This is a genomic window from Pseudomonas sp. zfem002, assembly GCF_032621685.1.
GTDB classification, from domain to species: Bacteria; Pseudomonadota; Gammaproteobacteria; order Pseudomonadales; family Pseudomonadaceae; genus Aquipseudomonas; species Aquipseudomonas japonica.
Genome location: NZ_JAVYJH010000008.1, coordinates 51,401 through 77,255 on the forward strand (window position 1 = coordinate 51,401; position 25,855 = coordinate 77,255).

General features: G+C 65.0%; 27 protein-coding genes. 17 read left to right on the forward strand and 10 right to left on the reverse strand.

Annotated features, from left to right (window positions below; genetic code table 11):
* Positions 1-16: 16 nt before the first annotated feature.
* The 3 genes from RTI28_RS11485 to RTI28_RS11495 all read right to left on the reverse strand — a co-directional run bounded on the left by RTI28_RS11485 (position 17) and on the right by RTI28_RS11495 (position 2,951).
* A complete protein-coding gene (locus RTI28_RS11485; protein ID WP_316920561.1) occupies positions 17-658 on the reverse strand; it encodes an oxidoreductase in 642 nt (213 codons plus the stop codon).
* Between the two features lie 27 nt (positions 659-685).
* On the reverse strand, positions 686-2,407 hold the full coding sequence (locus RTI28_RS11490; protein WP_316920562.1) for a C13 family peptidase: 1,722 nt from the start codon (positions 2,405-2,407) through the stop codon (positions 686-688).
* 88 nt (positions 2,408-2,495) lie between these two features.
* Positions 2,496-2,951, reverse strand: coding sequence for a MaoC family dehydratase (locus tag RTI28_RS11495; RefSeq protein ID WP_316920563.1), 456 nt, complete (start codon positions 2,949-2,951; stop codon positions 2,496-2,498).
* A 171-nt stretch (positions 2,952-3,122) separates the two neighbouring features.
* Between RTI28_RS11495 and RTI28_RS11500 the strand changes: the two genes are divergently transcribed.
* Genes RTI28_RS11500 through RTI28_RS11510 form a run of 3 tightly spaced genes read left to right on the forward strand, consistent with a single transcriptional unit; the run spans position 3,123 to position 4,798 of the window.
* Positions 3,123-3,485 carry a CidA/LrgA family protein gene (locus RTI28_RS11500; protein WP_042123700.1) on the forward strand — a complete coding sequence of 121 codons (363 nt, stop codon included), beginning with the start codon at positions 3,123-3,125 and terminating at the stop codon, positions 3,483-3,485.
* On the forward strand, positions 3,482-4,198 hold the full coding sequence (locus tag RTI28_RS11505; RefSeq protein ID WP_316920564.1) for an LrgB family protein: 717 nt from the start codon (positions 3,482-3,484) through the stop codon (positions 4,196-4,198). The genes RTI28_RS11500 and RTI28_RS11505 overlap by 4 nt, the downstream gene beginning before the upstream one ends.
* A gap of 9 nt (positions 4,199-4,207) precedes the next feature.
* Positions 4,208-4,798, forward strand: coding sequence for an LON peptidase substrate-binding domain-containing protein (locus tag RTI28_RS11510; RefSeq protein ID WP_316920565.1), 591 nt, complete (start codon positions 4,208-4,210; stop codon positions 4,796-4,798).
* Positions 4,799-4,801: 3 nt separating this feature from the next.
* Here RTI28_RS11510 and RTI28_RS11515 read toward each other — a convergent pair whose 3' ends face one another.
* Entirely contained in the window at positions 4,802-6,118 is a 1,317-nt protein-coding gene (locus RTI28_RS11515; protein ID WP_316920566.1) for a bifunctional DedA family/phosphatase PAP2 family protein, read from the reverse strand.
* Between the two features lie 4 nt (positions 6,119-6,122).
* Positions 6,123-6,815 (reverse strand): DNA-3-methyladenine glycosylase, encoded by a 693-nt coding sequence (locus tag RTI28_RS11520; RefSeq protein ID WP_316920567.1) that lies wholly within the window; start codon positions 6,813-6,815, stop codon positions 6,123-6,125.
* 211 nt (positions 6,816-7,026) lie between these two features.
* Here RTI28_RS11520 and RTI28_RS11525 point away from each other — a divergent pair, with 211 nt between their 5' ends.
* The 12 genes from RTI28_RS11525 to lipA all read left to right on the forward strand — a co-directional run bounded on the left by RTI28_RS11525 (position 7,027) and on the right by lipA (position 18,293).
* The gene (locus RTI28_RS11525; protein ID WP_316920568.1) at positions 7,027-8,298 is read left to right on the forward strand and encodes a glutamate-5-semialdehyde dehydrogenase; all 1,272 of its coding nucleotides are present in this window, start codon (positions 7,027-7,029) and stop codon (positions 8,296-8,298) included.
* Between the two features lies 1 nt (position 8,299).
* Positions 8,300-8,953: a nicotinate-nucleotide adenylyltransferase gene (nadD, locus tag RTI28_RS11530; protein WP_316920569.1), complete on the forward strand. Its 654-nt coding sequence runs from the start codon at positions 8,300-8,302 to the stop codon at positions 8,951-8,953.
* Positions 8,954-9,003: 50 nt separating this feature from the next.
* On the forward strand, positions 9,004-9,426 hold the full coding sequence (gene rsfS, locus RTI28_RS11535) for a ribosome silencing factor (RefSeq protein ID WP_042123715.1): 423 nt from the start codon (positions 9,004-9,006) through the stop codon (positions 9,424-9,426).
* A gap of 9 nt (positions 9,427-9,435) precedes the next feature.
* On the forward strand, positions 9,436-9,903 hold the full coding sequence (gene rlmH / locus RTI28_RS11540; protein ID WP_042123718.1) for a 23S rRNA (pseudouridine(1915)-N(3))-methyltransferase RlmH: 468 nt from the start codon (positions 9,436-9,438) through the stop codon (positions 9,901-9,903).
* A gap of 17 nt (positions 9,904-9,920) precedes the next feature.
* A complete protein-coding gene (gene mrdA / locus RTI28_RS11545) occupies positions 9,921-11,822 on the forward strand; it encodes a penicillin-binding protein 2 (protein WP_316920570.1) in 1,902 nt (633 codons plus the stop codon).
* A gap of 38 nt (positions 11,823-11,860) precedes the next feature.
* Positions 11,861-12,964 carry a rod shape-determining protein RodA gene (rodA, locus tag RTI28_RS11550; protein ID WP_316920662.1) on the forward strand — a complete coding sequence of 368 codons (1,104 nt, stop codon included), beginning with the start codon at positions 11,861-11,863 and terminating at the stop codon, positions 12,962-12,964.
* Positions 12,965-12,981: 17 nt separating this feature from the next.
* Positions 12,982-13,992: a lytic murein transglycosylase B gene (gene mltB / locus RTI28_RS11555; RefSeq protein ID WP_316920571.1), complete on the forward strand. Its 1,011-nt coding sequence runs from the start codon at positions 12,982-12,984 to the stop codon at positions 13,990-13,992.
* Positions 13,992-14,990 carry a septal ring lytic transglycosylase RlpA family protein gene (locus RTI28_RS11560; protein ID WP_316920572.1) on the forward strand — a complete coding sequence of 333 codons (999 nt, stop codon included), beginning with the start codon at positions 13,992-13,994 and terminating at the stop codon, positions 14,988-14,990. The genes mltB and RTI28_RS11560 overlap by 1 nt, the downstream gene beginning before the upstream one ends.
* A gap of 146 nt (positions 14,991-15,136) precedes the next feature.
* Positions 15,137-16,297 (forward strand): D-alanyl-D-alanine carboxypeptidase family protein, encoded by a 1,161-nt coding sequence (locus RTI28_RS11565; protein ID WP_316920573.1) that lies wholly within the window; start codon positions 15,137-15,139, stop codon positions 16,295-16,297.
* A gap of 72 nt (positions 16,298-16,369) precedes the next feature.
* Positions 16,370-16,645 (forward strand): DUF493 domain-containing protein, encoded by a 276-nt coding sequence (locus RTI28_RS11570; RefSeq protein ID WP_316920574.1) that lies wholly within the window; start codon positions 16,370-16,372, stop codon positions 16,643-16,645.
* Positions 16,645-17,292 carry a lipoyl(octanoyl) transferase LipB gene (gene lipB, locus RTI28_RS11575; RefSeq protein WP_316920575.1) on the forward strand — a complete coding sequence of 216 codons (648 nt, stop codon included), beginning with the start codon at positions 16,645-16,647 and terminating at the stop codon, positions 17,290-17,292. The genes RTI28_RS11570 and lipB overlap by 1 nt, the downstream gene beginning before the upstream one ends.
* Before the next feature lie 2 nt (positions 17,293-17,294).
* Positions 17,295-18,293 carry a lipoyl synthase gene (lipA, locus tag RTI28_RS11580; protein WP_042123730.1) on the forward strand — a complete coding sequence of 333 codons (999 nt, stop codon included), beginning with the start codon at positions 17,295-17,297 and terminating at the stop codon, positions 18,291-18,293.
* A 162-nt stretch (positions 18,294-18,455) separates the two neighbouring features.
* Here the strand turns inward: lipA and RTI28_RS11585 are convergent, their stop codons facing one another.
* The 5 genes from RTI28_RS11585 to leuS all read right to left on the reverse strand — a co-directional run bounded on the left by RTI28_RS11585 (position 18,456) and on the right by leuS (position 24,411).
* Positions 18,456-19,766: a lytic murein transglycosylase gene (locus RTI28_RS11585; RefSeq protein WP_316920576.1), complete on the reverse strand. Its 1,311-nt coding sequence runs from the start codon at positions 19,764-19,766 to the stop codon at positions 18,456-18,458.
* 61 nt (positions 19,767-19,827) lie between these two features.
* Positions 19,828-19,992: an alternative ribosome rescue factor ArfA gene (gene arfA / locus RTI28_RS11590; protein WP_042123734.1), complete on the reverse strand. Its 165-nt coding sequence runs from the start codon at positions 19,990-19,992 to the stop codon at positions 19,828-19,830.
* A 67-nt stretch (positions 19,993-20,059) separates the two neighbouring features.
* On the reverse strand, positions 20,060-21,097 hold the full coding sequence (holA, locus tag RTI28_RS11595) for a DNA polymerase III subunit delta (RefSeq protein WP_316920577.1): 1,038 nt from the start codon (positions 21,095-21,097) through the stop codon (positions 20,060-20,062).
* 34 nt (positions 21,098-21,131) lie between these two features.
* Positions 21,132-21,737: an LPS assembly lipoprotein LptE gene (lptE, locus tag RTI28_RS11600; protein WP_316920578.1), complete on the reverse strand. Its 606-nt coding sequence runs from the start codon at positions 21,735-21,737 to the stop codon at positions 21,132-21,134.
* A gap of 67 nt (positions 21,738-21,804) precedes the next feature.
* Positions 21,805-24,411 carry a leucine--tRNA ligase gene (leuS, locus tag RTI28_RS11605; protein ID WP_316920579.1) on the reverse strand — a complete coding sequence of 869 codons (2,607 nt, stop codon included), beginning with the start codon at positions 24,409-24,411 and terminating at the stop codon, positions 21,805-21,807.
* A 238-nt stretch (positions 24,412-24,649) separates the two neighbouring features.
* On the opposite strand from leuS, the gene RTI28_RS11610 reads away from it, so the two are divergent.
* Both RTI28_RS11610 and RTI28_RS11615 read left to right on the forward strand, forming a co-directional pair.
* On the forward strand, positions 24,650-24,967 hold the full coding sequence (locus tag RTI28_RS11610) for a hypothetical protein (protein WP_316920580.1): 318 nt from the start codon (positions 24,650-24,652) through the stop codon (positions 24,965-24,967).
* 126 nt (positions 24,968-25,093) lie between these two features.
* The gene (locus RTI28_RS11615) at positions 25,094-25,855 is read left to right on the forward strand and encodes a YdcF family protein (RefSeq protein WP_316920581.1); all 762 of its coding nucleotides are present in this window, start codon (positions 25,094-25,096) and stop codon (positions 25,853-25,855) included.

Consider the following 25,855-nt stretch of genomic DNA (forward strand, 5'->3'; position numbering starts at 1 on the left):
CAACGCGGCCCCAAAGCTATTTCCCCAATTTCCTCAATTCATCGGACTCGACGATCCGGATCCCGTCTTGCTCTTCCAGCGCCAGGCGCCACAGTGCCCGCGCCAGTTGGCAGGCCTCGATGCCGTGGTACTTGCCCGGAATCAGCCGCGACAGACTCCCCGCCACCTTCTCCGCCAGCCTCGGCTCGGCGCGCTCGCCCAGCAGCAGCGAAGGCCGGGCGATGGTCAGTTGCGGCCAGTCCTGGGCCTTCAGCGCTTCTTCCATCTCGCCCTTGACCCGGTTGTAGAACACCGCCGATTTCGCGTCGGCGCCAATCGCGCTGACTACCAGCAGGTGCCGCGCGCCCATCTCCCGGGCGCGTTTGCTGAAGGCCACGACCATGTCCAGGTCGACAGCCCTGAAGGCATTTTCCGAGCCGGCCTGCTTGATCGTGGTGCCCAGGCAGCAGAAGGCGATATCGACCCGGCCACTCAATTGCGGCAAAAACACCGCCGGGTCGCCGACCGGGTTTTCCAGGTGCGGGTGTTCGGCCAGCGGCCGGCGGGTGGGAGCAAGCACGCGGCTGATGGTCGGCTCGTTGAGCAGGCGATCGAGCAGGTGTTCGCCAGTGAGGCCGGTAGCTCCGGCAAGCAGAATGTGCTGCGGCGTCAAGTACATAATGTTTCTCCCTTGATACACATCAGCTTAGTGGCTGGTGACGCTTTTTTCCTTGGGCGCGGCGGTACTTTGCAAGGCTTTGCGGGCTTGTTGCTGGCGCAGTTTCTGCCAATGTGCCAGTACCCCTTTCGGCGCCCATAACTGCGGCTCGGACGCTTCGAAGTCTTCAGCCTGTTCCCGTTGGGCCACACGGGTCCTGGCAAGTTCGAAGGCCTGTTGCAGATCGTCGGTCTGGTTCAGGGCCTGGGCGAACAGGGCATCGCCGAAATAGGTGAAGTCCGCTTCCTCGGAGCAGCCGAAGGACACCCGGTCGGCGCGCGAGGCCGTCATGATCAGGGTGCGTTCGTCCTTGAGCGGTTCGATGTAGCCTCCGGAATAGCAGGCGGAGATGACGATTACCTTGTCGCGCTCCTTGAGCGGGGCGAGGGCGGCGGCCAGTTCGTCGGCGGGCAGGTCGGCCAGTTGCAGGCGCGGCTGGTCCAGTACCAGTTCGTGCTCGTGACTGCCGTGACTGGTCAGGTAGACGAACACCAGGTCTTCCGGGCCGCTGCGTTCGGCCAGGCGCCGAGCGGCGCGGGCCAGATTCTCGCGGGTGGCCATGGTGCGGTCGGCGAGGTGGTCGCGGTGGTTGACCAGGGTGATCTGGCCGATCGCGCCGAAGCGGGTCTTGAGCATCTCGCTGACGTAGTCGGCTTCGCGCAGGAACACGCTCTGGTTGCCGTCGCCGGCCAGGACCAGGCTGTACAGCTCGATCTCGGCGGAGGAGACGGGCACCTGCGCCAGTTCGCCTTCGAGCAGGGCGCCCTGGTTGAGCAGGGCTTCTTCCAGCGGGTCGGACAACAACTGGCCCTGTTCGTCACGGACCCGCAGGCCGTTGATCCAGTGCCCGGCCTCGACCTTGCCATCGCTCAGCACCAGGCGCCCGCTGCCCTGGTAGGCGTCGTTGTCGAAACCGCCGGTGTACACGCTGCCGTCCGCCAGTTGCAGGCGGCCCTTGCCGGCGAAGCGCCATTCGCGGAAGCCGCCCTTGTAATGGCTGCCATCGACGGCGAAGAGTTCGCCCGCGCCGGTCAGCGAGCCGTCCTTGAACTCGCCGATCCACACGTCGCCGTCGGCGTTTTCATAACGCCCGCGACCTTCAAGATGGTTGGCCTTGAACTCGCCGATGTACTGGTCGCCCTCGGCGCTGCTGAAGGTGCCGGTGCCATTCAGCTCGCCATCGACGAACTTGCCGCTGAACTGGTTGCCACTGCTGTCGCTGCGCACACCTTCGCCATTCGGCTTGCCCTTGGCGAACTGGCCCTGGTACTGACTGCCATCGGCCAGCACCAGCTGCCCGGCGCCGTTGTACTGGTCGTCCTTGAACTGGCCGCGGTAATGCCCGCTGCTGTCGCGCAGGATGCCTTCACCGTCGCGGCGACCAAGCTTGAAGCCGCCACTGTAGTTGCTGGTGGCCGTGGTCAGCTTGCCCTGGCCGTGGAACAGACCCTGCTGGAACTGGCCGACATAGAGTTCGCCGTTGCTGCCGTGCCACTCGCCGTCGCCATCCCACTGGCCGTTCTTGAAATGGCCGGCGTACCAGCTGCCGTTGGGGTAGTCGATGCGTCCCTCGCCCTGCAGCAGGCCGTCGACCACCTCGCCCCGGTAGCGTCCACCATCGGGCAGGCGGGCATCGGGTGGCGACAGCGACTCACCGTCGCCACAGGCGGCGAGCAGCAGAATCAGGGCGAATGGAACGAGTGAGCGCATGACAGGGTCCGGGCGGTTGAAGCCCCGAGTATGCCGCACAACGTGGGATATGGCGAAACGGCCCGTAGGCCGCTTCGGTAAGGCGGGGTCAGACGAAAGCGAGGGAGAGCGGTTCGGCGATATAGGCGGGCTTTTCTTCACCTTCGATTTCCAGGGTGGCGGTGGCCTTGAGCAGCCACTGGCCGGGTTTCTTCTCGGTGACTTCACTGAGGCTGACCGCCAGGCGCACCCGCGAGTCGACCTTCACCGGCTGGATGAAGCGCACGCTGTCCAGGCCATAGTTGACCACCATCTTCAGTCCTTCGGGCAGGACCAGGATGTCTTCCATCAGTTTGGGAATCAGCGAAAGGCTGAGAAAACCGTGGGCGATGGTGCTGCCAAATGGCGTTTTTGCCGCCTTCGCCGGGTCCACATGAATGAACTGGAAGTCGCCGGTGGCCTCGGCGAACAGGTTGATACGCTCTTGGTCGATCTTCAGCCATTCGGAACGTCCAAGTTCCTTACCAACGTACTGCGACAGCTCTGCAACGGGTACATAGGGCATCGCGACTCTCCTGAGTTTCTTTGAATTATTTGTGACCAACAAAGATACGAGTGCCTAAGATCAGCACGCGCAGATGGCTCGGTCAAGTGCCCATGGCTGGGGCGAATGTCGGGGTATAGAGCGGTCGATAGCATGCTTATAATGGTCGCCGGTTTCGACGGGAGGTATGCGATGTTGTTGCGCGGTTTGACCTGGCTCGTGCTGTTCCAGTTGCTCGGAACGGCGATCAATCACCTGCTGGTGCCGATCCTGCCCGGGCCGATCATCGGCCTGGTGCTGTTGCTGATCTTCCTCATGCTGCGTGGCGAGGTCGGGGCGCCGCTGAGCGAGGCGTCTTCCAGCCTGCTGCGCTATCTGCCGTTGCTGCTGGTGCCGCCGGCGGTGGGGGTGATGGTCTATGCCGCCGATATCGTCGCCGACTTCTGGGCCATCGCCGGCGCCCTGGTGCTCTCGCTGGTGCTGGCCATGGCCTTCTGCGGCGTGCTGATGCAGAAGCTGATCAACCGCGGCAAGCACCGCGAGGAGCGCCCATGATGCTCGACTGGCATGGCGCGACGCAGGCGGTGATCCACCATCCGCTGTTCGGCATCGGCGTTACCCTGGCGGCCTACCAGATCGTCATCGCCGCCTACGAAAAGACCCGCTGGATCTTCCTCCAGCCCGTGCTCGTCTCGATGCTGGTGGTGGTCGGCGTGCTGCTCGGCTGCGGCCTGACCTACGCCGAGTACCGCAAGAGCACGGAAATCATGAACATCCTCCTCGGCCCGGCCACCGTCGCCCTGGCCGTACCGCTCTACCTCAATCTGCGGCGCATCCGCCAACTGTTCTGGCCGACATTTACTACGCTGGTAGTCGGAGGCGTGTTCGCCACGGGTATCTGCCTGCTGCTGGGCTGGTGGTTCGGCGCCGAGCACATGATCCTGATGACCCTGGCACCGAAGTCGGTGACCTCGCCGATCGCCATGCTGGTGGCCGAGCAGATCGGTGGTGTGGCCGCCCTGGCCGCGGTGTTCGTGCTGATCACCGGGGTGATCGGGGCGATCTTCGGTCCGGCGCTGCTGACCCGTCTCGGCGTGCGCAGTCCCGAGGCCCGGGGCATGGCGCTGGGCCTGACCGCCCACGCGGTGGGGACATCGGTGGCCTTGCAGGAAAGTGAAGAGTGCGGGGCTTTCGCGGCCCTGGCGATGAGCCTTATGGGTGTGGCTACCGCGGTATTCCTGCCGCTGGCGGTCAGTCTGGTTGCTTGAGGAGCCTCAATGAGTTTGCCCCTGTTTGCCCTGAATACCGTGCTGTTTCCCGGCTGCAACCTGGATTTGCAGATCTTCGAGGCGCGTTACCTGGACATGATCGGCCGCTGCATGAAGCAGGGCGGAGGCTTTGGCGTGGTCTGCATCATCGAGGGCGAACAGGTCGGCAAGGCTCCGGAATCCTTCGCCGGCATCGGCTGCCAGGCGCTGATCGAGGACTTCCAGCAACAGGACAACGGCTTGCTGGGCATCCGCGTCAAGGGCGAGCGACGCTTCATGGTCGATGACTTCGAAGTGCGCAAGGACCATCTGCTGGTGGCCGACGTGCGCTGGCTCGACGAGCAGGCCGATGAGCCGCTCGACGAGGACGACGATGACCTGCTGGCGTTGCTCATGGCCCTGGCCGAGCACCCGATGGTCTCGGGTCTGGACATGGCCAGCGGGGTCAGCGGCAAGCAGGCCCTGGCCAATCAGCTGGCCTATCTGCTGCCGTTCGATGACCAGGACAAGCTGAAGCTTCTGGCCATCGACTCGCCGACCCAGCGACTGGTGGCCATCCAGTCGCTGCTCGATCGCATCCAGGGCGAACTGTTCGCCTGAACCTCAGTACTGATAACGCAGCAAGGCGTGCGGCAGGGCGTGCAGGGCAAAAAAGCCGAGCACGCCGACGGCGGCTGGCAGGATCAGCCACCAGACCCGCAGCGGCATGGCGGTCAGCGGCTCACGGTACTGGATCACGCTCAGGCTGATTGCGCAGACACAGCAGGCGAGCAGGCCGCCGGCGAGGATGTCGGTCGGCCAGTGCGCGCCGAGGTAGACCCGTGAGGTGGCGATCGCCAGCGCCGGCAGGCAGCCCAGCAGGATCCAGGTCAGGCGCATGCGCGGCGGCTGGCCGCGACCGGCCAGGACCGCCAGGGTCAGGAAGAAGGCGAACGACGCCGAACTGTGGCCGCTGGGCATGCTGTAGGTGGTCAGGGGATCGGTCAGCACTTCCGGGCGGGCACGGGCGAAGAACCATTTCAGTGCTGCGTTGCACACCGCCGTGCCACCGAGTGTCGCGGCGGCGAAGCATGCCGGGCGCCATTGCCGGGCGAGGAACAGCAAGGCGACCAGTACGGCGGCGGCGATGAACTGGGTGCGGAAGTCGCCCATGCGGGTGATCACCACCATGCTGCTGTCCAGCCAGCTGCTGCGGTGTTCCTGGATCAGCGTCATCAGGCCCTGGTCGAACTGGTTGAGATAGGGCCAGCCGATGAACATCGCCACCAGCATCGCCAGGCTCACCGCGCCGATCAGGCGGGTGCCGCGGGGCAGGGCGCGCAGGCTGCTGCTGATGCTCAGCCCGACGAGAAGCGCCAGCCCCGCGGCCACGACCCCCGCCTGTGGCCAGAAGCCTTCCGGCAGGGGCAGGCGCATGGCCGCGCCGGTGGCCCAGCCGGGCAGCAGGTAGGCCACGGCCCAGCCGGCGCCGGCGACCAGGCTGACGGCGATGAAACGCGGCAGCGGCATGTCGAACATGCCGGCGACCATGGGCAGCATCGGTCGCAGCGGGCCGATGAAGCGGCCGACCAGCAGGCTGGCGATGCCGTAGCGCTGGAAATAGGTTTCCGCGCTGCCGATCCATTCCGGGTGATGGCGCAGCAGCGGCAGGCGCCGGATGTTCTGGTGGAAGCGCCGACCCAGGGTGTAGGAGATCGCGTCACCCAGCAGGCCGCCGAGGAAACCCAGCAGCAGGGTTTCATGCAGCGACAGCGCGCCGCTGCCGGCCAGTACGGCGACGGCGAACAGCAGGACGGTGCCGGGCACGATGATCCCGGCGATGGCCAGGCACTCCACGCACGCCACCAGAAAGATCGCCAACCCCAGCCATTGCGGGTTCGCGGTGAGCCAGCCGGTCAGGCTGTCGAGCCATGGGCCCATCGTGTCAGTTTCCTTGTGTCAGAAAAGTGAAGTCGCGCCCTTCGACTTGGCCGCGACGCAGCGGGTTCCGCGTGCAATAGCGGGCATATTCGGCGTCGACGAAACGCAGCGGCAGATGTTCGTCGCGGCCTTGGGGAATGCCCAGCCGGCTGGTCTGGATTATGTGTTGCACGATGATTCCGCAATCCTCGACGAACAGTTGCTCCGGGTCGAAGCGCCTGGCGTCCCAGTTCGCCACCTTCAGGCCCATGGCCTTGCACAGCAGGGTCTGGCCGGCGCACAGGCGCTCTGCTGGACGCATCCGACCGCTGGCATCGGGATTGTTCAACTGCATTTGTGCCAGGCTGTTGCTATCGGAAAACGCATCCACCCAGGGGAAGCCGGACTTGATCAGCACGGCGTTGCCGGGCCCGTGGGCGCTGAAGTTCAGCGAGTCGCCACCGCGGGCGTAGTACATGTAGATATGCCCGCCATCGAGAAACAGGGCTTTTCGTTTCTCGGTGTAACCGAGGGAGGCGTGGCTGCCTTTCTCGTCGAGGTAGTAGGCCTCGGTCTCGATGATTCGCGCCGACAGCCAGTACGCGCCGTGGCGATGGCGGATGATCTTGCCCAGCAGGTCCCGGGCCAGGACCTGGGCGTCGCGGTCGAAGAACGAATCGGGCAGGGCGCGGGTGGGGCAGGGGGCGGGTTGCGGCATGGGGCGTCTGGAATCGGGAAATGATTCGCGGATGATAGCAACTTCAAGCTTTATCGAAGCTGAACAGCACAGAAGAAGGTTGCGCGCTTTGCGGTCCTTCGCAGGCAAGCCAGCTCCTGCGGTTCCTACCATCCGACTGTCACCGCTGGGCGTATAACCCTGTGACAGTTATACTCATCCGATTTTCCCCTCCGCCAAGACACTGAGCCCCATGACTGAGTCCGTTCTTGACTACATGACCCGCCTGGGTCGCGCCGCCCGCGAGGCGTCCCGCGTCATCGGCCGTGCCAGCACCGCGCAGAAGAACCGCGCCCTGCATGCTGCCGCCGATGCCCTGGACGCCGCTCGCGCCGAACTGTCCGCCGCCAACGAGCTGGACCTGGCCGCCGGCCGGGCCAATGGCCTGGAACCGGCCATGCTCGATCGCCTGGCCCTGACCCCGGCACGCATCGACGGCATGATCGTCGGTCTGCGCCAGGTCGCCAGTCTGCCGGACCCGGTGGGTGCGATCCGCGACATGAGCTATCGGCCGTCGGGCATCCAGGTTGGCAAGATGCGCGTGCCGCTGGGCGTGATCGGGATCATCTACGAGTCGCGGCCGAACGTGACCATCGACGCGGCCAGCCTGTGCCTGAAGTCGGGCAACGCGACCATCCTGCGCGGCGGTTCCGAGGCCATCCACTCCAACCGTGCCATCGCCACCTGCATCCAGCGCGGCCTGGCCGAGGCCGGCCTGCCGGCGGCGGCGGTCCAGGTCGTCGAGGTCACCGACCGCGAAGCCGTGGGCGCCCTGATCAGCATGCCGGAGTTCGTCGACGTCATCGTGCCGCGCGGCGGCAAGGGCCTGATCGAACGTATCAGCCGTGACGCCCGGGTACCGGTGATCAAGCACCTGGACGGCATCTGCCACGTCTACGTCGCTGAGCACGCCGAGCTGGACAAGGCCCGGCGCATCGCCTTCAACGCCAAGACCTACCGCTACGGCATCTGCGGCGCCATGGAAACCCTGCTGGTGGATGCCAGCGTCGCTGCCGAGTTTCTCCCGGAAATGGCCCGCCAATTCCGGGAAAAAGGCGTCGAACTGCGGGGTTGCGAGCGCACTCGCATGGTCATCGAGGCGCTCCCGGCGAGCGAGGAAGACTGGCACACCGAATACCTGGCGGCGATCCTCTCGATCCGTATCGTCGACGGCGTCGACGCGGCCATCGAGCACATCAACCACTATGGTTCGCACCACACCGACTCCATCGTCACCGAGCACCAGGGCCTGGCCCGACGCTTCGTCGCCGAAGTGGACTCGGCGTCGGTGATGATCAACACCCCGACCTGCTTCGCCGATGGCTTCGAGTACGGTCTGGGCGCGGAAATCGGCATTTCCACCGACAAGCTGCATGCCCGCGGCCCGGTCGGCCTGGAAGGCCTGACCTGCGAGAAGTACGTGGTCGTCGGCGACGGCCAGTTGCGCGGCCAGGAGTCCTGCTGAGTTGAGCAAGGCCCCGACGGTCCGGCGGATCGGCATTCTTGGCGGTACTTTCGACCCCGTGCACATCGGTCACCTGCGCAGCGCGCTGGAGGTGGCCGAGTACATGGGGCTCGACGAGCTGCGCCTGCTGCCCAACGCCCGTCCGCCACACCGCGACACACCGCAGGTGGCTGCACAGGATCGTCTGGCCATGGTCCGCTGCGCGGTGGACGGCGTCGAGCGGCTGAGCGTGGATGACCGCGAGCTGTCCCGCGACAAGCCGTCGTACACCATCGACACCCTGGAGTCGCTGCGCGCCGAGCTGGGTGCCAGCGACCAGCTGTTCCTGCTGATGGGCTGGGATGCCTTTTGCGGTCTGCCCGGCTGGCATCGCTGGGAAGAGCTGCTGAAACACTGTCACATCCTGGTGCTGCAACGCCCGGATGCCGATGTCGAACCACCCGACGAGCTGCGCAACCTGCTGGCTGCGCGCTCGGAGAGCGATCCCACCGCCATGTCCGGCCCGGCGGGGCACATTTCGTTCGTCTGGCAGACACCGCTTTCGGTGTCCGCCACGCAGATCCGACAGCTGCTGGCCAGCGGCAAGTCGGTGAGGTTCCTGGTGCCGGACGCAGTACTGGCCTATATCGAGACGCACGGCCTGTATCGTGCGTAGAACGGCAGGCGCCTTATGGCGCCGCTTTCAATGAGTTGAACGAGTTTTTTATGACCAAGCAAAACATCGCCGGCGAAGAGCTGGTCCAGCTGGCCAAACTGGCCCTGGAAGAAGTCAAGGCCCAGGACATCCAGGTCATCGACGTGCGCGACAAGCACAGCCTGACCGACTACATGATCATCGCCACCGGTACGTCCAACCGGCAGATCAACGCGATGGCCGAGAAGGTGCGCGAGATCGTCAAGCAGAAGGGCGTCATGCCCCTGGGCGAAGAAGGCAAGGGCGACAGCGACTGGGTACTGCTCGACCTGAACGACGTCGTCGTGCACATGATGACCGCCGCTGCCCGCCAGTTCTACGACCTGGAGCGTCTGTGGCTGGGTGCCGAGCAGAGCCGTGCCGCCGACGGCAAGCACCACAGCCCGGAAAACACCCACGAGCACTTCGTCAAGCTCAACAAAGACCTGGACTGAGGTAGCGTCGTGCGTCTGCGTCTGATCGCGGTCGGCTCGCGCATGCCCAAGTGGGTCGAGGAAGGCTGGCATGAATATGCCAAGCGCCTGCCGGCGGAGCTGTCCCTGGAGCTGGTGGAAATCCCGCTCAACACCCGGGGCAAGAATGCCGACGTCGCCCGCCTGATCCGTCAGGAGGGCGAGGCCATGCTGGCGAAAGTCCAGCCGGGGGAACGGATCGTCACCCTGGAGGTCCATGGCAAGCCCTGGAGCACGGAGCAACTGGCGGTCGAGCTGGACCGCTGGCGGCTGGATTCGCGCACCGTCAACCTCATGGTCGGCGGCCCGGAAGGGCTGGCGCCGGAGGTCTGTGCGCGCAGCGAACAGCGCTGGTCGCTGTCGCCGCTGACCCTGCCGCACCCTCTGGTACGGATACTGATCGGCGAACAGATCTATCGCGCCTGGACCGTGCTGTCCGGGCACCCTTACCACAAATAAGCCTGTAAGCCCTTTCAATGTCGCAGCCGATTCGCCTCAAGGACCACGAGAAAGACGCCCGTCTGGTGCGTAGCCGCGTCGTGGTCGGTGCGGTGGCGATCCTGCTGCTGATCTGCGTGCTGATCGCCCGGCTGTATTACCTGCAGGTGATCCAGTACGAGTATCACTCCACGCTGTCGGAGAACAATCGGGTGCACGTGCAGCCGATTCCGCCGACCCGTGGCCTGATCTTCGACCGCAACGGCGTGATCATCGCCGACAACCGGCCCAGCTTCAGCCTGAGCATGACCCGCGAACGCTCCGGTGACTGGCAGCAGGTGCTCGACGTCATCGTCGAGGTGCTGGAACTGACCCCGGACGACCGCGCGCTGTTCGAGAAACGCATGAAGCAGGGGCGCCGGCCGTTCGAGCCGGTGCCGATCCTGTTCGAGCTGACCGAGGAGCAGATCGCCCGGATCGCGGTGAACCAGTTCCGCCTGCCCGGTGTGGAAGTGGTCGCGCAGTTGGTGCGGCATTATCCACAGGGCGCGCATTTCGCTCATTCGGTCGGCTATGTCGGACGGATCAACGAGAAAGAGCTGAAGACCCTCGACCCGGTCAACTACAGCGGTACCCACCATATCGGCAAGACCGGCATCGAGCGCTTCTACGAGTCCGAGCTGCACGGCCAGGTGGGTTACGAGGAAGTCGAGACCAACGCCCGCGGCCGTGTGCTGCGGGTGCTCAAGCGTACCGACCCGATTCCCGGCAAGGACATTGTCCTGAGCCTCGACATCAAGCTGCAGGAGGCCGCCGAGCAGGCCCTGGGCGGGCGCCGTGGCGCCATCGTCGCCCTCGATCCGCGCACCGGCGAGGTGCTGGCGATGGTCAGCCAGCCGAGCTTCGACCCCAATCTGTTCGTCACCGGCATCAGCTTCAAGGCCTATGCCGAGCTGCGCGATTCCATCGACCGGCCGTTGTTCAACCGCGTCCTGCGCGGCCTGTACCCGCCGGGCTCGACGATCAAGCCGGCAGTGGCCATCGCCGGCCTGGACGCCGGGGTGGTGACCTCGTCGTCGCGGGTGTTCGACCCGGGTTACTACCAACTGCCCAACTACGACCACAAATACCGCAACTGGAACCGCACCGGTGATGGCTGGGTCGACCTCGACACGGCGATCATGCGGTCCAACGACACCTACTTCTACGACCTCGCGCACAAGATGGGCATCGACAAGCTGTCCAGCTACATGAACCGCTTCGGCATCGGGCAGAAGGTCGCCCTCGACATGTTCGAGGAATCGCCGGGGCTGATGCCGTCCCGCGAGTGGAAACGCGCCACCCGCCGCCAGGCCTGGTTCCCCGGCGAAACCCTGATTCTCGGTATCGGCCAGGGCTACATGCAGGCCACGCCGCTGCAACTGGCCCAGGCCACCGCGCTGATCGCCGCCAAGGGCAAGTGGAACCGTCCGCACCTGGCCAAGACCATCGAAGGCCAGCCGCCGGTGGACCCGAACCCGATGGAAGACATCATCCTGCGCGACAAGTCCGACTGGGCCAAGGTCACCCACGGCATGGAGCAGGTGATGCAGGGCGCCCGCGGTACCGCGCGCAAGGCCGCCATCGGTGCCCAGTACCGCATCGCCGGCAAGAGCGGTACGGCCCAGGTCGTGGCGATCAAGCAGGGCGAGAAATACGACCGCAACAAGGTCCAGGAACGCCACCGCGACCACGCCCTGTTCGTCGGTTTCGCCCCGGCCGAGGATCCGCGCATCGTGATTTCGGTGATGGTCGAGAACGGCGAGTCCGGCTCCGGCGTGGCCGCGCCGGTGCTGCGCCAGGTCATGGATGCCTGGCTGCTCGACGAGCATGGCCGCCTCAAGCCTGAATACAGCGCGCCCACCACCACCGCCACCGTTGCCCAGGAACCGGCCCAGTGAAGAGTAATTTCGACCGCATGCTCTCCAGCGAGGACGTGATGCGCCGCCGCGCCAGCTTCCTGCAGCGCATCCATATCGACGGTCCCCTGCTGATCCTCCTGCTGACCCTGGCCGCCGGCAGCCTGTTCGTGCTCTATTCGGCCAGCGGCAAGAACTGGGACCTGCTGCTCAAGCAGGCCTCCTCGTTCGGTATCGGCCTGGTCTCGATGTTCGTCATCGCCCAGCTGGAACCGCGCTTCATGGCGCGCTGGGTACCGCTGGCCTACGTGGTCGGGGTGATGCTGCTGGTGGTGGTGGACATCATGGGCCACAACGCCATGGGCGCGACGCGCTGGATCAACATTCCCGGGGTGATTCGCTTCCAGCCCTCGGAATTCCTCAAGATCATCATGCCGGCGACCATCGCCTGGTACCTGTCCAAGCGCACCCTGCCGCCGCACCTGAAGCACGTCATGATCAGCCTGATCCTGATCGGCATGCCGTTCATCCTCATCGTCCGCCAGCCGGACCTGGGCACTGCCTTGCTGATCCTCGCCTCCGGTGCCTTCGTCCTGTTCATGGGCGGCCTGCGCTGGCGCTGGATCGTCAGCGTGATCGCGGCGGCGGTGCCGGTGGCCGTGGCGATGTGGTTCTTCGTCATGCACGACTACCAGAAGCAGCGGGTGCTGACCTTCCTCGACCCGGAAAGCGACCCGCTGGGCACGGGCTGGAACATCATCCAGTCGAAGGCGGCGATCGGTTCCGGCGGCGTGTTCGGCAAGGGCTGGCTGCTGGGCACCCAGTCGCACCTGGACTTCCTCCCGGAAAGCCACACCGACTTCATCATCGCCGTGCTCGGCGAGGAGTTCGGCCTGGTGGGCATCTGCGCGCTGCTGCTGATCTACCTGCTGCTGATCGGCCGTGGCCTGGTCATCACCGCCCAGGCCCAGACCCTGTTCGGCAAGCTGCTGGCCGGCAGCCTGACCATGACCTTCTTCGTCTATGTCTTCGTCAATATCGGCATGGTCAGCGGTCTGCTGCCTGTCGTGGGGGTACCGCTGCCCTTCATTAGTTATGGTGGAACTTCGCTGGTGACGCTGCTGTCAGCGTTTGGCGTTCTCATGTCGATCCATACCCACCGCAAATGGATCGCGCAGGTTTGAGTAAGGTGAATTTCTTGATGCAAGCAATACGGGGCTGGATGGCCCGTTGTGTGCCCCTGGCGGGTCTCGTCGGTCTGCTCGGCGGCGTGCAGCACGCCAGCGCCGGCGACTACGAGGGCTCAGCCCAGGTCGCCGAGTTCGTCGGGGAAATGACCCGCGACCATGGCTTCGCCGGTGAGCAGTTGATGGGCGTGTTCCGTGAAGTCCAGCGCAAGCAGGCGATCCTCGACGCGATTTCGCGGCCGGCGGAGCGGGTCAAGCCGTGGAAGGAATACCGCCCGATGTTCCTCACCGACGCCCGGGTCGCCCGCGGCGTGGACTTCTGGCGCCAGCACGAGGCCACCCTGGCCCGCGCCGAGCAGGAATACGGGGTGCCGGCCCAGGTGATCGTGTCGATCATCGGCGTGGAAACCTTCTTTGGCCGCAATACCGGCAACTACCGGGTGATCGACGCGCTGTCGACCCTGGCCTTCGACTACCCGCCACGGGCACCGTTCTTCCGCAAGGAGCTGCGCGAGTTCCTCCTGCTGTCCCGTGAGGAACAGGTCGATCCGCTCACCCTGAAGGGCTCCTACGCCGGTGCCATGGGCCTGCCGCAGTTCATGCCGAGCAGCTTCCGCGCCTACGCCGTGGACTTCGACGGTGACGGCCACATCAACATCTGGAACAACCCCGACGACGCCATCGGCAGTGTCGCCAGCTACTTCAAGCGCCACGGCTGGGTCAGCGGCCAGCCGGTGGTGAGCCGTGCCATGGTCCGCGGCGAACGGGTCGACGAGGGCCTGAGCCCGGGCATCGATCCGGTCAAGACCGTAGGGGAGTTGCGGGCGCTGGGTTGGTCGAGTCATGATGCGCTGCGCGATGATCTGCCGGTCACCGCTTTCCGGCTCGAAGGCGACAATGGCCCCGAATACTGGCTCGGCCTGAAGAACTTCTACGCGATCACTCGCTACAACCGCAGCGTGATGTACGCCATGGCGGTACATCAACTATCAGACCTGCTGGTTCAGGCAAGGGGCGCCCGGTAATGCGCGTACTGTTTTGTGCTTCATCCCTCAAACTGCTGAGTTGTGCGGTCATCGGCGTGCTGCTGGTGAGTTGCTCGTCGAGCCGTCCGACCTCCCAGGGCAGCGGCAACATCGTCCGTTCCAAGCCCGGCCTGGACATCAACCGGGCGCACAAGGACGGCGCGCCGTGGTGGGACGTCGATGTCACCAAGATCCCCGACGCCACCCCGACCGTGCACACCGGTGCCTACAAGGCCAACCCGTACACGGTGCTGGGCAAGACCTACTACCCGATTCCCGAGTCGCGCAACTATGTCGCCGAGGGCACCGCGTCGTGGTACGGCACCAAGTTCCACGGGCAGAACACCGCCAACGGCGAGGTCTACGACCTCTACGGCATGAGCGCGGCGCACAAGACCCTGCCGCTACCGGCCTACGTGCGGGTGACCAACCTGGACAACAACCGCAGCGTGATCCTGCGGGTCAACGACCGCGGCCCGTTCTATTCCGACCGCATCATCGACCTGTCCTACGCCGCGGCGAAGAAGCTCGGCTATGCCGAAACCGGCACCGCGCGGGTCCGGGTCGAAGGTATCGACCCGCAGCAATGGTGGGCCCAGCGCGGTCGCCAGGCGCCGCTGGTCCTGGACCAGCCGCAAGTGGCGCAGACCCGGGCGATTCCCGCCAATACCGGTGCCGTCGAGCAGTGGACACCGCCACCGCAGCAGCACGCTGCCGCGGTCCTGCCGGTGCAGGTTGCCAGCAACAGCGTGCCGGCCGGCAACGGCACCTATCTGCAGGTCGGCGCATTCGCCAACCCGGACGCCGCGGAGTTGCTACGCTCCAAGCTGAGCGGCATGGTCAGCGCGCCGGTGTTCATCAGTTCCATCGTGCGTAACCAGCAGACCCTGCACCGGGTGCGCATGGGGCCGATCCGCAGCCAGGGAGAAGTCCAGCAGATGCAGGACAGTGTGCGCCTGGCCAACCTGGGACAGGCCAAAGTAGTCACGGCGGACTGACCGGGGGGACTGGTCGGTTTGTCATGCAAGCGGGCCGAACAGCCATGTACAATGGCGGTTTTGCTCGCAGGCGCGGCGGATTGCCGCAGCCTTGATAACGTTTTGCCCCGTTGGGGCATGAGCCCATTAGCCATTTCGAGAGACGGATGAACATCACCACCTTTGCCAAACGCCTTTGCCTGCTTGTTCCGCTGCTGATCACCCCTGCCGCCTTCGCGGCGGAGCAGATGATGCCGTCGCCGCCGCAACTGGCAGCCAAGTCCTACGTGCTCATGGAAGCCTCCAGCGGCAACATCCTGGTCGAGAACAATGGCGACCAGCGTCTGCCTCCGGCGAGCCTGACCAAGCTGATGACCGCCTACATCGCGACCCTGGATATCCGTCGCGGCCAGATCGGCGAGAACGATCCGGTGACCGTCAGCGAGAATGCCTGGCGTACCGGCGGTTCGCGGATGTTCATCAAGGTGGGCACCCAGGTCAGCGTCAGCGACCTGCTGCACGGCATCATCATCCAGTCCGGCAACGACGCCAGCGTGGCCCTGGCCGAGCACATCGCCGGCAGCGAGGACGCCTTCGCCGACATGATGAACAAGACCGCCGGCGACCTGGGCATGAGCAACAGCCACTTCATGAACCCGACCGGCCTGCCGCACCCGGAGCACTACTCCTCGGCCCACGACATGGCCGTGCTGGCCCGCGCGATCATCCACGAAGATCCGGCCCACTATGCGATCTACTCGCAGAAGGAGTTCTTCTGGAACAACATCAAGCAGCCCAACCGCAACCTGCTGCTGTGGCGTGACAAGACCGTCGACGGCCTGAAGACCGGCCACACCGACGAAGCCGGCTACTGCATGGTGTCGTCCGCCGTTCGCGATGGCATGCGCCTGATCGCCGTGGTCTTCGGTACCAACAGCGAGCAGTCCCGCGCCGCCGAGACCCAGAAGCTGCTGACCTACGGTTTCCGCTTCTTCGAAACCCAGACCTTCTACCAGAAGGGCACCGAACTGGCCCAGGCGCCGGTCTGGAAAGGTACCAGCAACCAGGTGAAGGCCGGCCTGGCCGAAGACCTGAGCATGACTTTGCCTAAAGGCCAATTGAAGAAACTGGCCGCGAGCATGACCATGAACCCGCAACTGATGGCGCCGATCGCCAAAGGTGACGTGATCGGTAAAGTCGAAGTCAAACTGGACGAGAATGTGGTTCACAGCGCCGACCTGATCGCGCTGGACGCGGTCGAGGAAGGTGGTTTCTTCCGTCGGGTGTGGGATAGCATCCGCCTGTTCTTCTACGGGTTGTTCAACTGATATCGTGACCTGCACGCCCCTGCCACCCGCAGGGGCGTTGTTGTTGCCACGGCTTACGAGGCCGTTACCGCCATGAGCAAAGCTGACGTCAACGCACCAAAAATCGAATTTCCCTGCCCGAATTACCCCATCAAGGTGATCGGCGACACCGTGGTCCATTTCAAGGACACCGTGATCGAGATCCTGCGCAAGTACGCGGAAGTCGACATGGCGACCCTGGCCGAGCGCCAGAGCTCCAACGGCAAGTACACCACCGTGCAACTGCACATCATTGCCACCAGCGAAGACCAACTGCACGATATCAACAGCGCCCTGCGCGCGACCGGTATCGTGCACATGGTGCTGTGATGGCTGCGAGCCTCGGCTTTCGCGACCTCGGCCTGCTGCCCTACGAGCCGGTGCTGGAGGCGATGCGTCGCTTCACCGACGAGCGCAAACCGGGCGATGGCGACGAGATCTGGCTGGTGGAACACCCGCCGGTGTTCACCCAGGGCCAGGCCGGCAAGGCCGAGCACCTGCTGGTGCCCGGGGATATTCCGGTGGTGCAGACCGATCGCGGCGGCCAGGTGACCTATCACGGCCCGGGCCAGCTGGTCGCCTACCTGCTGCTGGATGTGCGTCGGCGCGGTTTCGGCGTGCGTGACCTGGTGACGCGCATCGAGCGCTGCCTGGTCGAGCTGCTCGCCAGCTATGGCGTGGAAGCGGCGGCCAAGCCCGATGCGCCGGGCGTTTACGTCGATGGAGCGAAGATCGCCTCCCTCGGCTTGCGGATTCGCAATGGCTGTTCGTTCCACGGCCTTGCCCTCAATGTGGACATGGACCTTGCGCCATTCCGCCGAATTAACCCCTGCGGGTATGCGGGGCTGGCCATGACCCAGCTGCGCGACCAGGCAGGTCCGATCGAACTCTCCGAGGTAAGGGCAAGGCTGCGCGGACAGCTGGTCAAGCACCTCGATTATGCTGAGCAGACGACCCTTGCGGGCGGAATCGACTGAATATGACTATTGTGCAAGATCCGGTGCAAAGCACCGTGACACCGGCCCCTCGGCCGAAAGTTGAAGCGGGTGTGAAGCTGCGCGGCGCGGAAAAGGTCGCGCGTATCCCGGTCAAGATCATCCCTACCGAAGAACTGCCGAAGAAACCTGACTGGATCCGCGTGCGCATCCCGGTTTCCCCGGAAGTCGACCGGATCAAGCAACTGCTGCGCAAGCACAAGCTGCACAGCGTCTGCGAAGAGGCGTCCTGCCCGAACCTGGGCGAGTGCTTCTCCGGCGGTACCGCGACCTTCATGATCATGGGTGACATCTGCACCCGTCGCTGCCCGTTCTGCGACGTTGGCCATGGCCGGCCGAAGCCTCTGGACGTCGACGAGCCGAAGAACCTGGCGATCGCCATCGCCGACCTGCGCCTGAAGTACGTGGTGATCACCTCGGTGGACCGCGACGACCTGCGCGACGGTGGTGCCCAGCACTTCGCCGACTGCATCCGCGAGATCCGCGCACTGTCGCCGGGCGTCCAGCTGGAAACCCTGGTTCCGGACTACCGTGGCCGGATGGACGTCGCCCTGGACATCACCGCCCAGGAGCCGCCGGATGTGTTCAACCACAACCTGGAAACCGTGCCGCGCCTGTACAAGGCCGCGCGTCCGGGCTCGGACTACCAGTGGTCGCTGACCCTGCTGGAGAAGTTCAAGGAGCGCGTGCCACACGTTCCGACCAAGTCCGGCCTGATGCTTGGCCTGGGCGAGACCGATGAGGAAGTGATCGAAGTGATGCAGCGCATGCGCGAGCACAACATCGACATGCTGACCCTCGGCCAGTACCTGCAGCCCTCGCGCAGCCACCTGCCGGTGCAGCGCTTCGTCCACCCCGACACCTTCGCCTGGTTCGCCGAGGAAGGTTATCGGATGGGCTTCAAGAACGTCGCTTCCGGGCCGCTGGTGCGTTCTTCGTACCACGCCGACCAGCAGGCGCACGAGGCCAAGATCAAGCTCTGATCAGCGGCCTTGCATGAAAAAGCCCCTGCACTTGTGAAGGTGCGGGGGCTTTTTCTTTGGGGGGTAGCGACGGTCTTGAATCGGTGGCGCTTGGAGTGGGCCTGCTGTGCAGGCCTTCGCAGGCGAGCCAGCTCCTACAAAATCAGGTGTCAGCAATAGATCTCAGCGCTGGCGCAAGCTGTCGAGCAACTTGTGCGTCGGATAGCCGTCCGCCGGCCAGCCCAGCGCCTGCTGGGCATTGCGAATGGCCTTGCGGGTATTGGCGCCGATGATGCCGTCGGCGCTGCCGGCGTCATGTCCGCCGGCATTGAGCAGGTCCTGCAGTTCGATGCGCTCGCTGCGGCTCAGGGGGAGGTCATCCTTCGGCCAGGCACCGCGGATAAAGCCACTGCCATCGAAGCGTTCGCTCAACAGGCCGACCGCCAGGGCATAGGACGACGAGTTGTTGTACTTGAGAATGGTGTGGAAGTTGTCCAGCACCAGGAACGCTGGGCCACGGTAGCCGGCGGGGAGCAGCAACGCAGCGGAGAGCTGTTCGCCACCGACGGGCAGGCGGCTGCCGGCAGGCAGTTGCAGGCCCAGGCGCAGCCACTCGGCGACGGTCTTGCGCTGCGTGCCATCGGCGATCCAGTAGTCGAAACCGGTGGGTACGCTGACCTCGAAGCCCCATGGCTGGCCTTGCTGCCAGCCCGAGCTCTGCAGGTAGTGCGCGGTGGAGGCGAGGGCGTCGGCGGAGCTGTTCCAGATATCGCGGCGGCCATCACCGTCGAAATCCACTGCGTGGGTATCGTAGGTGGTCGGAATGAACTGGGTCTGGCCCATGGCGCCGGCCCAGGAGCCGCGCATGGCCTCGGGCGCGATGTCGCCGTTCTGCAGGATCTTCAGGGCCGCCAGCAATTGCGCCTGGGCGAACGCAGGGCGGCGGCCTTCGTAGGCCAGGGTGGCGAGGGAGCGGATCACTGATTTGTTGCCCTGGAACTGGCCGAAATTGCTTTCCATACCCCACACCGAGACCAGCACGTTGCGGTCGACGCCATAGCGCTGTTCGATGCGCGCCAGCAGTTCGCTGTTCTGGGTCAGCAGGGCCTTGCCGTTGCGCACGCGCACCGGCGACAGCGCGCCGTCGAGGTATTCCCAGACCGGGCGGGTGAACTCGGGCTGGCTGCGGTCGGCCTTGATCACGTCCATGTCCGGGGTCATGCCGGCGAAGATGCGGTCGAACAGGCTCGGCGCTACACCGGCCTGCAAGGCCTGCTGGCGGAAACTGGCCTGCCACTCGGCGAAGGTCTGCTGTGGCTGGACTTCGATATCGGCGTTGGGTGTCGGCTGTACCACGCTCGGGGCGGCGGGCAGCGGAGCGATGGGCAGGGCGTCGGCGGCGGTCGGGTGTTCGGCGCAGGCGACGAGCAGAACGAGGCTGGAAGCAGCGGTCAGGTGGCGAAGTTGCCAGCGACGGGTAAGGCAGAGGGGCATGCACGAATCCAGGTAATACGGGTCAGGTGACGACCATACCATGCCTGTGACTTTCCTGCTTTCATGCCGCCATAAAGGACGAAGCCTCCCAATCTCTCGATTGGAAGGCTTCGCGGCGGTAGCTGCCTTTGCCTTTGCCCGGACGTTCCTGGCGACTGCGGAACAGGGGTTGGGCGATGATGGACTTGGCCTTGTTCGGCCGGGATTTTGCCGGTTTCTTGGGCATGCCTGGAGCTCCTGGCGGGGTGGGTTCGCGCGCACTATAGGACTGCCGAACCTTCCCGGCAAGCGCCTTATTCGGCGGGCAGTGCCAGGCGCTGTCCGGCCATCAGCAGGGACAGGCGGGTCAGGCTGGTCCATGGCGAACCCTGGGCCTGGCCCTTGATCTGCGCGTCGATGCGCTGGGCATCGTGCAGCAGTTGGCCCCAGCGCTGCGCGGAATGGCGTTGCAGGGCTTTGCTCATCAACGGGCGGCGCTTGTCCCAGACCGGTGGCCGGGCCTGGCTGAAGGCCTTCTCCAGCGGCACGCCCTGGCTGTATTGCTGCGCCAGGCCGGTGAGGACCCGCAGCTCGCGGGCCAGGGCCCAGAGAATCACCGGCGGCTCCACGCCTTCACCGCGCAGCCCTTCGAGCATGCGCAGGGCATGGGCCGCTTCGCCGTTGAGGATGGCGTCGACCAGGCCGAAGACATCGAAGCGCGCGCTGTCGGCGACGGCGGACTGCACCGTTTCCACCGTGATGGTGTTGCCATCGGCGAGCAGCTTGAGTTTTTCGATTTCCTGGGCGGCGGCCAGCAGGTTGCCTTCGACCCGCGCGGCGATCAGTTCCACGGCATCACGCTGCGCGGCGAGCCCGGCCTGGGCCAGGCGCTGATTGATCCACTGCGGCAGTTGCTGGGTGTCGACCGGCCAGATCTGGATGAACTGGACCTGCTGGCCCTCGACCAGCGCCTTGCCCCACTTGGTCTTCTGCGCGCTGCCATCGAGCTTGGGCAGGCTGATCAGCAGCAGGGTGTCGTCGGCGGGGCGCGAGCAGTACTCGATCAGCGCCGCGGCGCCCTTGTCGCCAGGCTTGCCGGAGGGCAGGCGCAGTTCAAGCACACGCTTCTGGGCGAACAGCGAGAGGCTGGCGCCGGCCTGGAGCAGCGTGCCCCAGTCGAAGTTGGCGTCGGCGCTGAATACCTGGCGCTCGTCGAAGCCCTGCTGGCGAGCAGCCTGGCGAATGGCGTCGGCGGCTTCCTGGCACAGCAGCGGGTCATCGCCGCTGACCACGTAGACGGGGGCGAGGCTGCCTTGCAGGTGCTTGTTGAGTTGGGCGGGGGCAAGTTTCATAAAGAGTCGGGGCGCCGAAGCGCCCCGTTCAGGCTCAGTTGGCCGGTACTTCCAGTGGCGACTGCTGAGGCTGGGCGTCCTGGGCACGTTGTGCCGCTTCCAGGGCTGCAGCTTCGGCGCGAGCGCGTTCGTCGGCCTTGGCCTGCAGTTCGTCCAGGCGTTCCGGGGTCAGCTGTTGCAGGCGCTGGGCCATGCGCTGGACCAGGTCACGACGCATTTCGTTGCGGATCTGGGACGCTTCCTGGGTCGATCCGGTGATGTTGTTGCCGTCGTGCACGTAGGTCTTCTGCACTTCCAGCTTGTCGCTGAGCAGCGTGGTGTTGTTGTGGCCCTGGATGTCATAGGACAGCTGGGTCTGCAGCTCGTACTCCACCGAACGGGCGGAACCGGCATAGCTGGCCGCGCGCTGGGTTTCGGCCTCGTTGGTCAGCACCAGCTTGTACGGCGCGCCGGCATGCACGTTGACGCCGCTGCTTTTCAGCAGGTCGCGCAGCTGGTTGACGGTTTCGCCATAGGCGTTGCGGGCGCTCAGGTCGAGTTCCTTGATCGCCAGGTCGTTGGTAGCGGTGCCACGCAGGTGAAAACCGCAGGCGCTGAGCATCACGGCCAGGCCTATCACCAGCAGATTGCGTTTGATCATCTTGTTGCTCCCTGGAAAACCTTTGGGGACGTTTCTGTGCGAGCGCCCCGCGGGGCGCTCGCTCCTGTCAGTTGGCGACGATGTTGACCAGCTTGCCGGGGACCACGATGACCTTGCGGATGGTCAGGCCTTCGGTGAAGCGCAGCACGTTCTCGTTACCGCGCGCGGCCGCTTCGACTTCCTCGCGGCTGGCGCCGGCCGGCATTTCGATCTGGCCGCGCAGCTTGCCGTTGACCTGGATGACCAGCTGGATGCTGTCCTGCACCAGCGCGCTTTCGTCCACCGCCGGCCAGCCGGCGTCGATCGCCGCGCCCGGGTGACCCAGGGCCTGCCACAGCTGATGGCTGATGTGCGGGGTGATCGGCGCGAGGATCAGGGTGGCGGCTTCCAGACCTTCCTGGATCAGGGCGCGGTCCAGTTCGGTGTCCTGCGAGGCCTTTTCCAGCACGTTCATCAGGGTCATCACCTGGGCGATGGCGGTGTTGAACTTGTGGTGCTGGCCGACATCGATGCTGGCCTGGCGGATCGCCAGGTGAGTGGCGCGGCGCACGGCTTTCTGCGCGTCGTTCAGGGCGCTGAAGTCGGCCTTGGCCGGCAGGCCCTGGCCAACGTGGGCCTGGGCCAGGCGCCAGACGCGGCGCAGGAAGCGGCTCGCGCCTTCGACGCCGGAGTCGGACCATTCCAGGCTCATGTCGGGCGGCGAGGCGAACATCATGAACAGGCGGCAGGTGTCGGCGCCGTAGGCATCGATCATCGCTTGCGGGTCGACGCCGTTGTTCTTCGACTTGGACATCTTCTCGGTGCCGCCGATTTCCACCGGCAGGCCGTCGGTCTTCAGGCGCGCGCCGACGATCTTGGCCTTGGCATCGCGCTCGATCTCGACGTCGGCCGGGTTGAACCAGTCCTTGCCGCCGTTGCTGGCGACACGGTAGTAGGTCTCGGCGACCACCATGCCCTGGGTCAGCAGGTTCTTGAACGGCTCGTTGGAGCTGACCAGGCCTTCATCGCGCATCAGCTTGTGGAAGAAGCGCGCGTACAGCAGGTGCAGGATGGCGTGTTCGATACCGCCGATGTACTGGTCGACCGGCAGCCAGTGGTTGGCCGCTTTCGGATCGACCAGGCCACCTTCGTAGTTCGGCGACGCATAGCGGGCGAAGTACCAGGACGACTCGACGAAGGTATCCATGGTGTCGGTTTCGCGCTTGGCCGCGCTACCGCATTTCGGGCAGGTGCACTCGTAGAACTCGGGCATGCGCGCCAGTGGCGAACCGGCGCCGTCCGGCACCACGTTCTCCGGCAGGGTGACCGGCAACTGGTCTTCCGGTACCGGCACGTCGCCACAGGACGGGCAGTGGATGATCGGGATCGGGCAGCCCCAGTAGCGCTGGCGGCTGATGCCCCAGTCGCGCAGGCGGAACTGCGTGCGGGACTTGCCCAGCTCCTTGCGGATCAGCGCGGCTTCGATGGCGTCGAAGGCGCCGGCGAAGTCCAGGCCGTCGAATTCGCCGGAGTTGATCAGTTGGCCATGCTCGCCATAGGCGGCCTGCCATTCGCTGCCGACGTCGTCGCCGGCGCTGGTACGGATCACGGCCTTGATCGGCAACTGGTACTTGCTGGCGAACTCGAAGTCACGCTCGTCGTGGGCCGGAACGGCCATGACCGCGCCGTCGCCGTAGTGCATCAGCACGTAGTTGGCGATCCATACCGGAAGTTTTTCGCCGGTCAGCGGGTGACGGACCAGCAGGGAAGTGGCGACGCCTTTCTTCTCCTGGGTGGCGATGTCGGCTTCGGCGACGCTGCCGCTCTTGCACTCGTCGATGAACGCCTGCAGCGCCGGGTTGCCCTGGGCGGCGAGGGTGGCCAGCGGGTGCTCGGCGGCGACGGCGACGTAGGTTGCGCCCATCAGGGTGTCCGGACGGGTGGTGAAGACCTTCAGCGCACCGGCCTGGCCGATGCTGGCTTCATCGTAGGGGAACTGCACTTCCATGCCGCGGGACTTGCCGATCCAGTTGCGCTGCATGGTCTTGACCTGCTCGGGCCAGCCCGGCAGCTCGTCGAGGCTTTCCAGCAGCTCGTCGGCGTAGTCGGTGATCTTGAAGTAGTACATCGGGATTTCGCGCTTCTCGATCAGCGCGCCCGAACGCCAGCCACGGCCGTCGATGACCTGCTCGTTGGCCAGTACGGTCTGGTCTGCCGGGTCCCAGTTCACGGTACCGTTCTTGCGGTAGATCACGCCTTTTTCGAACAGGCGGGTGAACAGCCACTGCTCCCAGCGGTAGTAGTCCGGCTTGCAGGTGGTGACTTCGCGGGACCAGTCGATCGCCAGGCCCAGGCTTTTCAGCTGGGCTTTCATGTAGGCGATGTTCTCGTAGGTCCACTTGGCCGGCGCGACGTTGTTCTTCATCGCGGCGTTTTCCGCCGGCATGCCGAAGGCGTCCCAGCCCATCGGTTGCAGGACGTTCTTGCCGAGCATGCGCTGGTAGCGCGCGATCACGTCGCCGATGGTGTAGTTGCGCACGTGGCCCATGTGTAGCTTGCCGCTCGGGTACGGGAACATCGACAGGCAGTAGTAGGTGTCCTTGCCTGGCTGTTCACTGACTTCAAAAGACTTGTGCTCGTCCCAGTAGGACTGGGCGGCGGCTTCGATTTCGCGGGGCTGATAGTGTTCGTGCATGGCTACTTTGCGCTGAGAAATGGGAGACCTTATCCAGGCCGGTCGGAAACCGTTTCGCCCGGCAATCCGGTGTCAAGAGTGAACGCCGTAGCATACATGAGCCCCGCCAGTCGTGGGAAACCCTGATTGCACGCCAGACCGCGCCGGGGGCCGTTGGTCGCGGCATCCGGCCCGTTTCACGGGTGACGCTAAGCTCAGGTGTGGGGGAGATGAATTCTATCTTCAATGAGGTGAACGGATGGGAGAGTCGCAGCAGCATGCACCGAAACCGGAAATCTACGAACGCCTGATCGACCGTCTCGGACTGGCCCTGGATGTGGCCCGCGCCTCGGTCCGATTGCGCGACGAGATGCCCGCCGAACTGGAACTTCGCGGTCTGAGCCGCGCCGAGTTCGACGTCATCAAAGCCTATCTCGAGGCCGCTCCGGCCCGCGGACAGAACCTTTCCGGTGTCTTGACCAAAGAGGAAACGCCAGCCCCGGGCCGGGTCATCTGGCTCAAGGACAAGGCCGATTCCGCCACAGCGCTCAAATCCAGAACGCTGCACTTCAAATAACCGTTCGGCATATCAACGGCGCAGGATGGAGTGCGCCACGGGAATTCTTTCTACTTCACGGCGCCTGACAATTGTTGTCAGGCGCCTATTTCTCTAGGCTTCGAGCACTTTTCAGGGAGATGCCCGATGCCTCTGCGTTTCTTCATCAAACAATGGCTGATGCCGCCCGGTGTCCTGCTTCTCTTGCTCATCGCTGCCTGGTGGCTGCGCAAGTCCTGGCCGCGCATGGCGCGCCTGTGTTTTGTCGCCGGGCTGGGCGGGCTGTGGTTGATGAGCTTGCCGCTGGTGGTGCAGCAGCTTGCCCAGCGGATCGAAACGCTGCCGGCACTGCGTATGGATGAGTGGGCTGGGCTGTCCCAGCGGGCCGATGCCATCGTGATTCTCGGTTCGAGCCGCGAGCGCGGCGACCCCGCTTGGGGCATGCAGGACCAACCTACCGGGGTAGCCGTGGAACGCATGCGTTATGCCGCGCAACTGGCCAAGGCATCGGGCTTGCCGGTGCTGACCAGTGGCGGCCTGCACTACGGCGCGCCCCCCAGCGAAGCGCGGCTGATGGCGGAGGTGATGCAGCGTGACTTCGGCGTTCCAGTGCGCTGGCTGGAGGAGGAAAGCCGCACCACCTGGGAAAACGCCGAGCTGAGCGCGGCGATGCTGCTGCCGCAGGGTGTCAGGCGGGTCGTGGTGGTGACCCAGGCCTGGCACATGCCACGTTCGGTCTGGAGTTTCCAGCGCGCCGGTTTCGAGGTGGTGCCGGCGCCCGTGGGCTTCCTGGGAGGTGATCACGGGCGGCCGTTCGCGGGCTGGGTACCGGACAGCAAGGCGGTGTGGCAGAACGGCCAGCTCTTCAATGAAGTCGCTGGCCTGATCGGCTACCGGCTTTTCTACTGA